Raw genomic sequence first — 11,975 nt, forward strand, 5'->3', positions numbered from 1 at the left:
GAGACATCATGGGCCTGAGCCTAAGGCAGCTTCGCTACTTCGTCGCAACGGCCGAATATGGGCAGATCTCGCATGCGGCCGTTAGCCTGTCGATCTCACAGTCTGCTGTCACTGCAGCGATCAAGGATCTCGAATTGACGGTCGGCGTGTCGCTGTTCAATCGCGCGCCGCAAGGGATGGAACTGACGACGGCCGGGCGGCAATTTTTATCTCACGCCTATGAAATTCTGGCCAAGGTCGACGAGGCAACCCATCTCGATCTCGTCAGCAGCGATATCGAGGGAGAGCTTGTCGTCGCCGCGACCTACACCGTCATCGGCTATTTCCTGCCGCTTCACATCGAACGTATCCGCCGTCTCTATCCGAAACTGAAAATCCAGCTCTACGAGGTCAATCGCGAATCGATCGAGGAAGGCCTTCTCAGCAATCGCTACGACATTTCGGTGCTGCTGACCTCGAACATCCTCAATCCGATGCTGACGACCGAAACGCTTCTGAGTTCGGTCAGGCGTCTCTGGCTCCCGGCGGGTCACGACCTGCAGCGCCGCGACGGCATCGGCTTGCGTGAAATCGCCCAAGAACCCTACATCATGCTGACGGTAGATGAAGCAGCCCACTCCTCCTTGCGATACTGGAGCCGAAGCTCCTATCAGCCGAAGGTGCTCTTGAGGACCAGTTCGATCGAGGCTGTCAGATCGATGGTGGCAAACGGACTTGGCGTCGCCATCCTCTCCGATATGGTGCATCGCCCCTGGTCGCTTGAGGGGCGCCGGATCGAGACCGTGAATATCCAGGATCCGGTTCCGCCGATGGATGTTGGTCTGGCTTGGCGTGCCAACGTCGAGTTCAGCCCTCCAATGCTTGCCTTCCGCCGTTATTTCCAACAGGCCTACAGCCTGCCGGGTACGAACGCATGAATGCCTATGACGCCGCCGTAACCGCCGGCACCAAGCCATCCTGAACGGAAGGATCACCTTCCCCGACACGCGATGCCAGCAAAAGATGGGGGGTGTTCCGGATATCGGGCTGCGTTGCGCACTAAGCGCCAGGTAGATTTCATGCTAAATTAGCCATGCAGAAATCCAGCACGTCGAGCGAAACAGCCATGGCAGCAGGAAACAAATCGTCCCAGGCGGCAGCACCACAGAAACGTCGCCACAAATTTAATCCCAAGCGTGACCCGAAGCCACAGGTACTCGCCCAGGCCAATCGCACTGTTTTACGAATGGCGTCCGTGGTGGTGGTTGCTTTTGTCGTCGTCGTCGCCGTTCAGGCACTATGGTAGGCGCTCACGCGGTTCCCAGGCCACGATCTAGAATGTTGCGAGCAGGCGAGTGACCGATGCCAAGCTCGGCAGAGACCAGCGACGCCAGCGAGACGGTGTCGCCGCGCGTATAGGCGAGATTGTCGGTCAGGTCATTCTGAGAATATCAATGGAAGCGCTCACCAATATAACGAGACGATATATTAAATTTAAAAAAAATCATCAAATCGGGTGTCCGCCGCTGCTAGCCTCTCTGTAATCGGGAGGAGAAGAATGGCGACATTGCAGGAGATGTTCGACGTTCGTGACAAGTCGGTCATCGTCACCGGCGGCGCCAGCGGCATCGGTCGCGCCTATGCGGAGGTCATGGCCGACAACGGCGCGCGGGTCTGTATTTTCGATCTCAATCCAACGCAGCTCGACAGCGTCGTGGCAGAGCTCAAGGCCAATGGCGGCGATGTGTGGGGACAGGCGGTCGACGTGACCGACCGTCCGCGCATGAAGGAGGCATTCGATGCCGTGGCTGAGCGGCATGGCCGGATCGACGTGGTCTTCGCCAATGCCGGTATCGACGCCGGGCCGGGTTTCCTGTCGACGACCGGCGGACGCATCCCGGAGGGAGCGATCGACGTGCTCGACGACCACCACTGGGACCGGGTCATCGAGGTCAACCTCTCATCGGTCTACACCACCGTGAAGCATTCCGCGCGTCACATGAAGGAGACCGGCGGCGGCAGGATCATCGTCACGTCGTCCATCGCCGCTCAGATCAACGAGGCGATCGTCGGCACGCCCTATATGCCGGCCAAGGCGGGCGTCGATCATTTCGTCCGGCAGATGGCGATGGAACTGGGGATGTTCGGCATCCTCGTCAACTGTATCTCGCCCGGTCCGTTCATGACCAATATTGCCGGCGGCCGGCTGAAGATCCCCGCCGACCGGAAGGCCTTCGAGGAGCAGTCGCTGATCGGCAGGATCGGCGACACGGAGGATATCAAGGGGCTGGCCCTCTATCTGGCCTCACCCTGCTCGTCCTACGTCACCGGCAGCCAGATCGTGATCGATGGAGGTTCGATGAACCGCATTAAGTGAGGCGACCGCCGGGTCTGGGAGGACCGGCCGTCGACGAATGTGCGTGCAGACGACAAGAACACCAGAGGGAGGAGACCAAGGTGGACCTGAAGACGAAATTTGCGCAGCCATCCCGCCGGACCGTGCTCAAGGGCATGGGTGCCGGCCTTGCCACCGCGGCGCTCGGCGCGCCGATGATCGCCAGGGCGCAATCGGCCGGCACGATCAAGCTCGGCTTCGTGACGCCGACGACCGGCCCGCTCGCGCTGTTCGGCGAGACGGATGGCTGGGCGGCCGAAAAGGTCAGGGCCACGCTGAAGGACGGCCTTCAGACTGCGGCCGGCAAATTCGATGTCGAGATTCTGATCCGCGACAGCCAGTCCGACCCGAACCGTGCCGCTGAGGTCGCCGGTGACCTGATCCTGAACGATGGCGTGCATCTGCTGCTGCCGGCCTCTACGACCGACACCGTCAGTCCTTCGGCCGACCAGGCGGAGCTCAACGAATGCCCGTGCCTGTCGACCGGCGCGCCCTGGCAGGCGGTGATCTTTCCGCGCGGCGGCCAGAACAAGCCGTTCGACTGGACGTACCATTTCTTCTGGGGTCTCGACGAGGCCCTCAACACCTTTGTCGGCCTGTGGAACACGCTCGACACAAATCGGAAGGTGGGCATGCTGTTTCCGCAGAACGCCGATGGCGAGACCTGGGGCAACAACGACTACGGCCTGCCCGCGCCGACACAGAAGGCCGGCTTTGAAATCACTGTCCCCGGCTTCTTCCAGCCGCGCACCAATGATTATTCGGCGCAGATCGCCGCGTTCAAGAATGCCGGCTGCGAAATTGTCGGCGGCATCACCTATCCCGACGATCTCAAGACCTTCATCAACCAGTGCGCCCAGCAGGGCTATAGGCCAAAGGCCGTCACCGTCGCCGCAGCGCTGCTCTTCCCCGGTGGCGTGCAGGCGCTCGGGCCGCTCGGCGACGGCATGTCGTCCGAGGTCTGGTGGACGCCCGCCTTCCCGTTCAAGTCGGCGCTGACGGGCCAGGTGAGCCGGGAGATCGCGGACCAGTGGGAGAACGAGACCAAGAAGCAGTGGACGCAGCCGCTCGGCTACAGCCACGCGATCTGGGAAGTGGCCCTCGACATCCTCAAGCGCGCCTCCAACCCGCTCGACCGCACTTCGATCCGCGACGCCATGGTCAAGACCAACATCGAGACCCTGATCGGCAAGGTCGATTTCTCCAGTGGTCCGCACAAGAATGTCTCGACGACGCCGATTTTCGGCGGCCAGTGGGTCAAGGGCGGGACGTGGCCCTACGACCTGAAGATCGTCGACAATACCGTCAATAAGCTGTTCGAACCCGAGCAGAAGATGAAGGTGATCCCCTGGGCAGGTTGAGCCCGGGCGCCTTGAGGGTTACGGCCGGGCGGCAAGCCCGCCCGCAATCAGCAGATCTATCGCGAATGCTTGAAGACCAGGCGGGCGGCGCGTGGACGCGCCTGCCGCTGCCCGGAGCGGAGGATCGATTGAACGGCGTATTGCTAAAGGCGAGGGGATTGAGCAAATCCTTTGGCGCGCTCCGCGTCCTGCATGACATCAGCTTCGATGTCCGGCGCGGCGAGGTGCTGGGAATCCTCGGTCCGAACGGAGCGGGCAAGACCACGCTGTTCAACCTGATCAGTGGCGACTTGCGAAACGATGCCGGCGAACTCGTCTTTGCCGGCGAGCGACTTGTCGGCCAGCCGCCCTATTCGCGCTGCAAGATCGGTATCGGCCGCACCTACCAGATCCCCCGGCCGTATGTCGGCATGTCGACCTTCGAAAACCTGCTCGTGGCCGCTACCTTCGGCGGCGGGCGCACGGAGGCCCAGAGCTATGCGCTCTGCGCGCAGATTCTGCGCGATTGCGAACTGGCCGACAAGGCCAACCGTTCGGCCGGATCGCTCACGCTGCTCGACCGCAAGCGGCTGGAACTGGCTCGCGCGATGGCCTCGAGCCCGAGGCTGCTGCTGCTCGACGAAATTGCCGGCGGACTGACCGACGAGGAAGGCAAGGCGCTCGTGCAACTGATCCACCGCATCCGCGACCGCGGTGTCACCATCGTCTGGATCGAGCATGTCCTGCATGCCCTGCTGGCCGTGGCCGATCGGATCATGGTGCTGAACTTCGGCCAAAAGATCGCCGAGGGGCTGCCGGACGACGTCATCAAGAACCCGGAAGTCCGGCGCGTCTATATGGGGGTTGAGGCATGACGGGAAGGACGCTTCTTTCCACCCACGATCTCAAGGCCCGCTACGGCGACTTTCAGGCGCTTTACGGCATCGATCTCGAAATCGCGGAGGGCGAGGTCGTCGCCCTGATCGGCGCCAACGGTGCCGGCAAATCGACGCTGTTGAAGTCGATCATGGGCCTGATCAAGGTCGCGCCTGACATGGTGCGCCTTGACGGCCGGGCGGTCGGCGGCAGCAGGCCGCACGACATGGTGGCCGAGGGTGTGGCGATCGTACCCGAAGGCCGCCGGCTGTTTGCCGGCATGTCCGTGCTCGACAACCTGCGCGTGGCCGTCGATCATGCCGCGCCCGGCCGCGGCGATGCCTGGACGATCGAGCGAATCTTTGCGCTGTTTCCGATCCTCAAGGAAAAGCAGGCGGCACCGGTCCAGTCCCTCTCCGGCGGCCAGCAGCAGATGGTGGCGATCGGCCGGGCGCTGCTCAACCGGCCGCGCTTGCTGCTCTGCGACGAGATCAGCCTCGGTCTGGCACCGAAGGTGATCAAGGAAATCTACCAATCCATCCCGTCGATTTCAGGAAACGGCACGGCCATCGTGCTGGTCGAACAGGATGTCGGCCTCGCCAAGTCCGCCTCAGACCGGCTCTATTGCATGCTGGAGGGCCGCGTCACGCTGACCGGCCGCTCGGCGGACATGTCCCGCGAGGCGATCGGCGAAGCCTACTTCGGAGCATCCCATGCAGTGGCTTGACGGACTGGTCCAGGGCATTCTTCTCGGTGGCCTCTATGCACAATATGCGCTCGGCATGGCGCTGATGTTCGGAGTCATGCGTGTCGTCAACATCACCCACGGCGATCTGATGATCCTGCTGGCGCTGGTCGGCATCAGCCTCGCCTCGACCTTCGGCCTCGGCCCTTGGTCGGTGCTGGTGGTCCTCGTCGCGCTCGGCGGCATCATCGGTGTCATCCTCCAGCGGCTGATCCTCAACCGTGTCGTAGGCGCCGACCCGTTGCCGTCTCTGATCGCCACCTTCGGCCTATCGATCGCGCTGCAGAACGCGATGCTGCAGGTCTGGTCGGCAGATACGCGTTCGCTGCAGAGCGGCGGCCTTGCCCAGGCCTCCTTCCAGCTCGGACCGCTCTTCGTCGGGGTGCTGCCCGTGATCGTGCTCGTTACGGCCACCGCGCTGACGGCGGCTCTTGCGACCACGATGCAGTATACGCGCTTCGGGCGTTCGCTGCGGGCGGCCTCCGCCGATGTCGAGGCCGCGGCGATGACCGGTATCGATCCGAAAGCCGTCTATGCCGGCGCGACGGCACTCGCCGTCGGCATCCTGGGTTTCGCCGCCGTCTTTCAGTCGATGCGTTCGACGGTGTCGCCGACCGATGGTGCCTTTCAGCTCATCTATGCCTTCGAGGCCGTCATCATCGGCGGCATGGGGTCGATCTGGGGCGCCTTCATCGGCGCCATGGTGCTCGGCATCAGCCAGTCGATCGGGTTCCGTATCGATCCCGGCTTCGGCATTCTCGCTGGCCACCTCGTCTTCCTGCTCATTCTCGCACTGCGGCCGCAGGGCATTCTCGGAAAGGACTGAGACCGTGACCCACGCGCTCGCAACCGCACAAGGCCCGGCCGGCACCACGGATCTTCCGCCGGTCCGCGTTCAGCGCCAGACCGCTTCCGGCGTCATCGCCATGGGGCTGGGCATAATCGCGCTCTTCACCATCGCCTCGATGCCGCTCTGGGCAAGCCAGGGCCTGATCCGCGATGTGGTCGAGCTCTGCTGCTACATCGCCGTTGCCCAGATGTGGAACCTGCTTGCCGGCTATGCCGGACTGGTGTCGGTCGGCCAACAGGTCTTCGTCGGCGTGGCTGCCTACATGATGTTCGTGATGGCGCAGCTCTGGGGCATCAATCCCTTTGTCGCCGTCATGCTGGCGATGATCGCCCCGGCCCTGCTCGCCATTCCCACCTACGGTCTGCTGCATCGGCTCGACGGCCCCTATTTCGCGATCGGCACCTGGGTCGTTGCCGAAGTGCTGCGGCTTGCGACTTCGGTCTTCGGCTATGTCAACGGCGGGGCAGGAATGAGCCTGCGCGTCATGACCAGCTATTCGCCCATGGAACGCGCCGTCGGCGTTTCGCTCCTCTGTGCATTGATGCTGCTCGTTACCGTCGGCGGCCCCTACTGGCTCCTACGCTCGCGCTACGGTCTGGCGTTGATCGCCATGCGTGACAATCCGGTCGCGGCGGCAAGCCAGGGTGTGAATGTCGGGCGGCTGCGCTTCGCAATCTGGGTCGCAGCAGCTGTCGGTACGGGTCTTGCGGGCGCCATCTACTTCATGGCCCAGCTGCGCATCACTCCACCTTCCGCCTATGACCCGAACTGGGCCAGCATCGCCATCTTCATCGTCATGGTCGGCGGCCTTGGATCGCTGGAAGGCGTGCTGATCGGGGCGCTGGTCTACTTCTTCGCCGAACGCTGGTTCGGCCTGTATGGCGCGACCTATCTGGTAGTGCTCGGCCTGCTCACTCTTTGCATGGCGCTTTTCGCGCGCGGCGGCATCTGGGGCCTGATCTGCAAGGTCGTCGACGCCCCGTGGTTCCCGACACGACGAAGGCTGGTGGAGGATCTGACATGAAGGCCGTACTTTTCGACGGCGTCGGAATGCCGCTGAAAGTGGGCGAACGCCCCGTTCCGGAACCGGCTTCCGATGAAGTCATGCTCAGGATCGCCGCTTGTGGCATCTGCGGTTCCGACCTGCACATGACCGAGGACCCGAAGACTTTCGGCCTCAATCGTCACGACGTGCTCGGCCACGAATTTGCTGGCGAAGTGATCCGATGCGGCACCGCCGTCTCCGAGCTCAAGCCGGGTGACCGGGTGGCAGTGGCGCCGATGCGCGGATGCGGCACATGCGATAATTGCAGAAAAGGCGAGCCCGCCTGGTGCGCCGAAATGCGGCTGATCGGCGGCGGATATGCCGAATATACCACGGTCACCGCCCGCCAATGCCGTATCCTGCCCGATGACCTTCCCATCGAGGAAGGCGCGCTGGCCGAACCGGTTGCCGTGGCGCTGCATTGCGTGATGCGATCGGGATTGAAGCCAGGCGAGCGCGTGCTGATTCTCGGCGCTGGGCCGATCGGCCTGCTGGTCGCCTTCTGGGCGCGACGTCAAGGCGCCCGCGACGTCATCGTCGCCGACATCAACCGGCATCAGGAAGACGGTGCGGCCTCGGTCGGCGCGACCGGCTTTGCCATGTCCGGCCCGGGACTGGCGCAAGAATTCCGCGCCAAGACCGGCGGAGCGCCCGACATCGTCTTCGAATGCGTCGGCAAGCGTGGGCTGCTCGATTTCGCCTGCCAGCTCGTCCGCACCCATGGAACGGTGGTCGGCGTCGGTCTCTGCGTCGGCGGCGACGACTGGGATCCCTTCGCGGCCTTGTCCAAGGAAATCCAGCTCATCTTCGCCGTGTTCTTCAACATGGCCGAGTTTGAGACGGCGCTCTCTGCGCTCGGCCCCGGCCGCTACCGCCCCCAGGCGCTGATCACGGGCCGGATCGGCTTCAATGACGTGCCCGATGCCTTCGAGGGACTGAGGCACCGAACGACGCAATGCAAGGTGCTGATCGCCGCTGATGCGGCCTGACCGATTGTCGAGGAGGATAGTCTATGGAGTTCGAGACCCTGACGCAGGACATCGACGGTGTGCATACGGTCGTGAAGGCGATCGGCCGCGGCCCCGCCGTGCTTGCGCTGCATGGCGCGGCGACCATCGAGGGGTACGAGTGGGCGCGCGGTCTTGCCGAGCGCTTCCGTATCTACCTGCCCTTCCATCCCGGCTTCGGCGAGAGTGCCGAGGCGCCGCACATGTCCGGCATGCAGGACATGGTGGTCCACAATCTCCGGCTCATCAAGGCGCTCGGCCTCGAGCGTCCGCATCTGGTCGGCCATTCCATGGGCGGCTGGATGGCGGCCGAGATCGCCGTCGTCGCCGGCGAACGGTTCGGCAAGCTGGTGTTGAATGCGCCGGCCGGCCTCAATCATCCCGATCATCCCGGCGCCGATCTGAGCCAGATCCCGCCGGATCAGTTTCCCGCCTATCTCGCCCACAATGTCGAGGTCGCGGCCCGCTATTTCCCGGGCGGCTCGGAATGTCCCTCGACCGAGGATTTCGTGGCCGCCCGCGAGAAGGAAGGCCCGGCGTTGGGCAACATTCTCAATGTACACGGCATGGGCCATCCGAATCTCGGCCGCTGGCTAAGCCGGATTCCCAACGAAACCCTGATCGTCTGGGGCGACAGGGACCGCATGCTGCCCGCCTCGCAGGCGCCGCTCTGGCAGGCGACCATCCCCAATGCCCGGACGCTGATCATCGAGAATGTCGGCCATTTCGCCATGCAGGAAGATCCGCGCACCGTCACAGCCATTGGCAACTTCCTCGCCACGTGAAACCCGAGCGCAGCGCCCCAGGCGATCTGCGAAGACCAGGACTATCAAGGAGGAATTATCATGAACGCACCTATCAAGCATGCATCTGGCTACTGGGGCACGAAGACGGACTTCGCCTCCCTCATGGCTCATGTCGACAAGATCGGCCCGATCCTCGATAAAAATTCCGAGGCGAACGAGAAGCTCGGCCGCCTCAACGAGGAGACCTTCGAGGCGCTCAAGCCTATCCGCATGAGCCATATCTTCGCTGGCGAGGACATTGGCGGCGCACAGCTCTCGCCGACGCAGGGCCTGCAGCTCATCGAGGCCATCACCTATCACAGCGGCGCGGCCGGCTGGGTATCGATGGTACACGCCTGCATCGGCGCGATGTCGGCGGCCTTCCTGCCCGACACCGCGATCGGCCGCCTGTTCGGCGGCAAGTCCGACAACCGGTTCTCCGGCCAGGGTACGCCGACCGGTATGCTGAAGAAAGTCGATGGCGGCTATCGCCTGAACGGCAAATGGTCCTATGCCAGCGGTATCTACCACGCAACCTTTACCCACACCGCCGCCCTGCTCGACGACGGCAACGGCCAGCCGGCCAAAGACGAGAAGGGCGACGTGATCGTGCTCTGCGCGCATGCGCCGGTCGACGACCACGAACTGCTCGGCAACTGGAATGTCCTTGGCCTGCAAGCCACCGGCAGCATCGACTACGCCGCCAATGACGTCTTCATTCCCGATGACATGGTGTTTCCGATCCTGACTGCCGAGCCGCAGCGCATGCAGGAATTCTTCAGCCTCGGCGTGGTGGGCCTTGCCGCCATTGGCCATTCCGGCTGGGCGATCGGCGCATCGCGCCGCATGCTCGATGAGGCCGCGAAATACGCAAAGACCAAAACCGGCCGCGCCGGCCTGCTCGGCGAGAGCGACAAGTTCTGGTACGATTTCGGCCGGGCAGAGGCTCGTGTCCGGGCCGCCCGCGCCTTCCTGTTCGAGGTCTGGCGCGAAGTCGAAGCCTCGATCGAGGCCGGCAACCGCATGACAACGCGCCAGATCAGCCTGGTGCATCTCGCCAAATCCGAAGTGCATGAGGCGGGCGTCGATGCCTGCCATTTCGTCTATCGCTCGCTCGGTGGGGCTTCGTTGCGCTACGGCGTGATGCAGCGGATCTATCGCGAGATGCTGACAGCCTCGAACCATTTCACGATCAACCCGAACATCGTCGCCGCCGTCGGCCGCGACATTGCCGGCCTGTGGAGCGACCGCACTTGGCAGTTCTACGACCTGATCGAGAAGAAATGAGCGCGCCGGCAAAAGGCATGCCGGATAAAGTGGCGGCGCCCGAAACGGGCACCACCGCCGTCAGCTCCGGCCTCACCGAGGCGTTCCTGGCGGCCTTCCGGCACCATCCGTCCGGTGTCGCCATCATCACGGCGGAGGGCGCCGAAGGCCCGGTGGCGATGACCGTGAGTTCGCTGATCTCGATCAGTGCCGCACCACCCATGGTCGCCTTCTCGCTCTCGGCATCGTCCTCGAGTGGGAAGGTGGTCGAGCGCGCTGCATCCGTCGTCGTGCATTTCGTGCGCCGTGCCGACATGCAACTCGCCCGGCTCTGCGCGACACCAGGCAAGAATCGCTTCGGGCCGGACGTGCGCTGGTCACGGCTCGACAGCGGCGAGCCTTATTATCCGCAGGTCGAACTCTGGTTTCGCGCCGAGCTGCGCGACCGGCTGGAAACGTCGGGGGCCTGCCTAGTGACGGCGGAGCTGACCTCCGTATCATCCGGGGCGCTTGTGACACGACAGGCCGAGGCGCTGGTCTATTCCAACCGAGCCTGGCACGCGCTGGGTCCGGTGGTTGACACGGTCTCGGCGCCGATGCTGCTGTGGCCGGACGATTCCGCCACCTTCTGAAGCCATGCCGGCGGCACGGCCGCCGGTTACCCTATTACATTCCCCAGACCACGGACTGTTCGTGACGCTTGATGAGATGCCTCAGATTCTCGAAACTCTTGCGAAGATGCGCCGAAAACGCCTCGATGGCCGGTGCCCCGAGATCGCCCGAGCGCCTGAGCAGGCCCAGCGCCCGCTCCGGATGGGGGATATTGACCGGCAGCGCGGTGATCGCCTTGTCATTGCGATAGGCGAAGACGACGCTGTGCGGCAGAATCGTCAATGCGTCGCTTTCCTTCATGTAGTTGATCGCGCTGGTCAGCGATCCGCCGGCATAGCGGATCTTGGTCTCGGTGGCGCCGAGCGACAGGACCAGGCTGCGCAGATCGGCGAGCAGCGGACTGCCGGGCGGCGGTGCGATCCAGGGAAAGTCGAGCAGTTCAGGACCCATCAGCTTGCGCTTGAGCAACAGCGGATGCGTGACGCGGCAGGCCACGACATTGCGGCCAGGCAGCAGTTCCTGGAAATGCATGCCCGAACCTTCTTCGAGCATGTCGATCGGGCAGATGGCGAGATCGATGCGGTCAGCGACGATAGCCGCGCGCAACTCGGAAAGATAGCCGTAGCTTTGCTCGACGCGAACGTCTGGGGAGGAATTCTGGAAGCCGGCGATCATGCCGGCAATCAGAGCATCCATGAAGAAGGGCGTGCCGCCGACGCGCACCAGCCCGGTGCGGCCATGACGGAATCCCTCGACAAGGGTCGATGCCTTGCGGGCAGAGGTCAATATGGCCTGGCCGTGATCCGCCAGCGCCCGGCCGAGCGGTGTCGGTTGCAGCGGCCGTCGCCCCTTGAGGAAAAGCGGCTCGCCCAGACGCTTTTCCAACATCGCAAGCGTTCGCGAAACGGCCGGCTGGCTGAGCCCGAGCAGAGCCGCACCCTCGGTCACGCCCCCTGCCTGAACGACCGCAGCAAGCTGCGCGAGATGCCTTTCATCGATCTTCATAACAATAACGAATATAAATCGCCGGAAAAATTATCAAGCACTCTATTCCGGCCTGTTAGGTTCTCGTCAT

At 63.5% G+C, this 11,975-nt stretch carries 13 protein-coding genes; 12 read left to right on the plus strand and 1 reads right to left on the minus strand.

Annotated elements, in window-relative coordinates:
- The first annotated feature begins 8 nt into the window (after positions 1–8).
- The 12 genes from FHT82_RS03870 to FHT82_RS03925 all read left to right on the plus strand — a co-directional run bounded on the left by FHT82_RS03870 (position 9) and on the right by FHT82_RS03925 (position 10,920).
- On the plus strand, positions 9–917 hold the full coding sequence (locus tag FHT82_RS03870) for a LysR family transcriptional regulator (protein WP_183726460.1): 909 nt from the start codon (positions 9–11) through the stop codon (positions 915–917).
- A 155-nt stretch (positions 918–1,072) separates the two neighbouring features.
- Positions 1,073–1,285, plus strand: coding sequence for a hypothetical protein (locus FHT82_RS03875; protein WP_246698045.1), 213 nt, complete (start codon positions 1,073–1,075; stop codon positions 1,283–1,285).
- Between the two features lie 252 nt (positions 1,286–1,537).
- Complete coding sequence (locus FHT82_RS03880) at positions 1,538–2,356, plus strand: SDR family NAD(P)-dependent oxidoreductase (protein ID WP_183726462.1); 819 nt, start codon at positions 1,538–1,540, stop codon at positions 2,354–2,356.
- 80 nt (positions 2,357–2,436) lie between these two features.
- Entirely contained in the window at positions 2,437–3,735 is a 1,299-nt protein-coding gene (locus tag FHT82_RS03885; protein ID WP_183726463.1) for an ABC transporter substrate-binding protein, read from the plus strand.
- Between the two features lie 158 nt (positions 3,736–3,893).
- On the plus strand, positions 3,894–4,589 hold the full coding sequence (locus tag FHT82_RS03890; protein WP_183727283.1) for an ABC transporter ATP-binding protein: 696 nt from the start codon (positions 3,894–3,896) through the stop codon (positions 4,587–4,589).
- A complete protein-coding gene (locus FHT82_RS03895) occupies positions 4,586–5,317 on the plus strand; it encodes an ABC transporter ATP-binding protein (protein ID WP_183726465.1) in 732 nt (243 codons plus the stop codon). Before FHT82_RS03890 ends, FHT82_RS03895 begins: the two co-directional genes overlap by 4 nt.
- A complete protein-coding gene (locus tag FHT82_RS03900) occupies positions 5,304–6,161 on the plus strand; it encodes a branched-chain amino acid ABC transporter permease (RefSeq protein ID WP_183726467.1) in 858 nt (285 codons plus the stop codon). Before FHT82_RS03895 ends, FHT82_RS03900 begins: the two co-directional genes overlap by 14 nt.
- A 4-nt stretch (positions 6,162–6,165) precedes the next feature.
- Positions 6,166–7,209, plus strand: coding sequence for a branched-chain amino acid ABC transporter permease (locus FHT82_RS03905; RefSeq protein WP_183726469.1), 1,044 nt, complete (start codon positions 6,166–6,168; stop codon positions 7,207–7,209).
- A complete protein-coding gene (locus tag FHT82_RS03910) occupies positions 7,206–8,219 on the plus strand; it encodes an alcohol dehydrogenase catalytic domain-containing protein (protein ID WP_183726471.1) in 1,014 nt (337 codons plus the stop codon). Before FHT82_RS03905 ends, FHT82_RS03910 begins: the two co-directional genes overlap by 4 nt.
- A gap of 23 nt (positions 8,220–8,242) precedes the next feature.
- Positions 8,243–9,022 (plus strand): alpha/beta hydrolase, encoded by a 780-nt coding sequence (locus FHT82_RS03915; RefSeq protein WP_183726473.1) that lies wholly within the window; start codon positions 8,243–8,245, stop codon positions 9,020–9,022.
- Positions 9,023–9,082: 60 nt separating this feature from the next.
- Positions 9,083–10,309, plus strand: coding sequence for an acyl-CoA dehydrogenase family protein (locus FHT82_RS03920; protein ID WP_183726475.1), 1,227 nt, complete (start codon positions 9,083–9,085; stop codon positions 10,307–10,309).
- On the plus strand, positions 10,276–10,920 hold the full coding sequence (locus tag FHT82_RS03925; RefSeq protein WP_246698046.1) for a flavin reductase family protein: 645 nt from the start codon (positions 10,276–10,278) through the stop codon (positions 10,918–10,920). The genes FHT82_RS03920 and FHT82_RS03925 overlap by 34 nt, the downstream gene beginning before the upstream one ends.
- 34 nt (positions 10,921–10,954) lie before the next feature.
- Here the strand turns inward: FHT82_RS03925 and FHT82_RS03930 are convergent, their stop codons facing one another.
- On the minus strand, positions 10,955–11,905 hold the full coding sequence (locus tag FHT82_RS03930) for a LysR family transcriptional regulator (protein WP_183726477.1): 951 nt from the start codon (positions 11,903–11,905) through the stop codon (positions 10,955–10,957).
- Between the last annotated feature and the right edge of the window lie 70 nt (positions 11,906–11,975).

The organism is Rhizobium sp. BK275, assembly GCF_014193555.1.
Lineage (GTDB): Bacteria > Pseudomonadota > Alphaproteobacteria > Rhizobiales > Rhizobiaceae > Rhizobium.

Bases quoted from the DNA above. Each gene is read 5' to 3' on its own strand.
- FHT82_RS03870 (WP_183726460.1), top strand. From the start codon at position 9: ATGGGCCTGAGCCTAAGGCAGCTTCGCTACTTCGTCGCAACGGCCGAA.
- FHT82_RS03875 (WP_246698045.1), top strand. From the start codon at position 1,073: ATGCAGAAATCCAGCACGTCGAGCGAAACAGCCATGGCAGCAGGAAAC.
- FHT82_RS03880 (WP_183726462.1), top strand. From the start codon at position 1,538: ATGGCGACATTGCAGGAGATGTTCGACGTTCGTGACAAGTCGGTCATC.
- FHT82_RS03895 (WP_183726465.1), top strand. From the start codon at position 4,586: ATGACGGGAAGGACGCTTCTTTCCACCCACGATCTCAAGGCCCGCTAC.
- FHT82_RS03900 (WP_183726467.1), top strand. From the start codon at position 5,304: ATGCAGTGGCTTGACGGACTGGTCCAGGGCATTCTTCTCGGTGGCCTC.
- FHT82_RS03910 (WP_183726471.1), top strand. From the start codon at position 7,206: ATGAAGGCCGTACTTTTCGACGGCGTCGGAATGCCGCTGAAAGTGGGC.
- FHT82_RS03915 (WP_183726473.1), top strand. From the start codon at position 8,243: ATGGAGTTCGAGACCCTGACGCAGGACATCGACGGTGTGCATACGGTC.
- FHT82_RS03920 (WP_183726475.1), top strand. From the start codon at position 9,083: ATGAACGCACCTATCAAGCATGCATCTGGCTACTGGGGCACGAAGACG.
- FHT82_RS03930 (WP_183726477.1), bottom strand. From the start codon at position 11,905: ATGAAGATCGATGAAAGGCATCTCGCGCAGCTTGCTGCGGTCGTTCAG.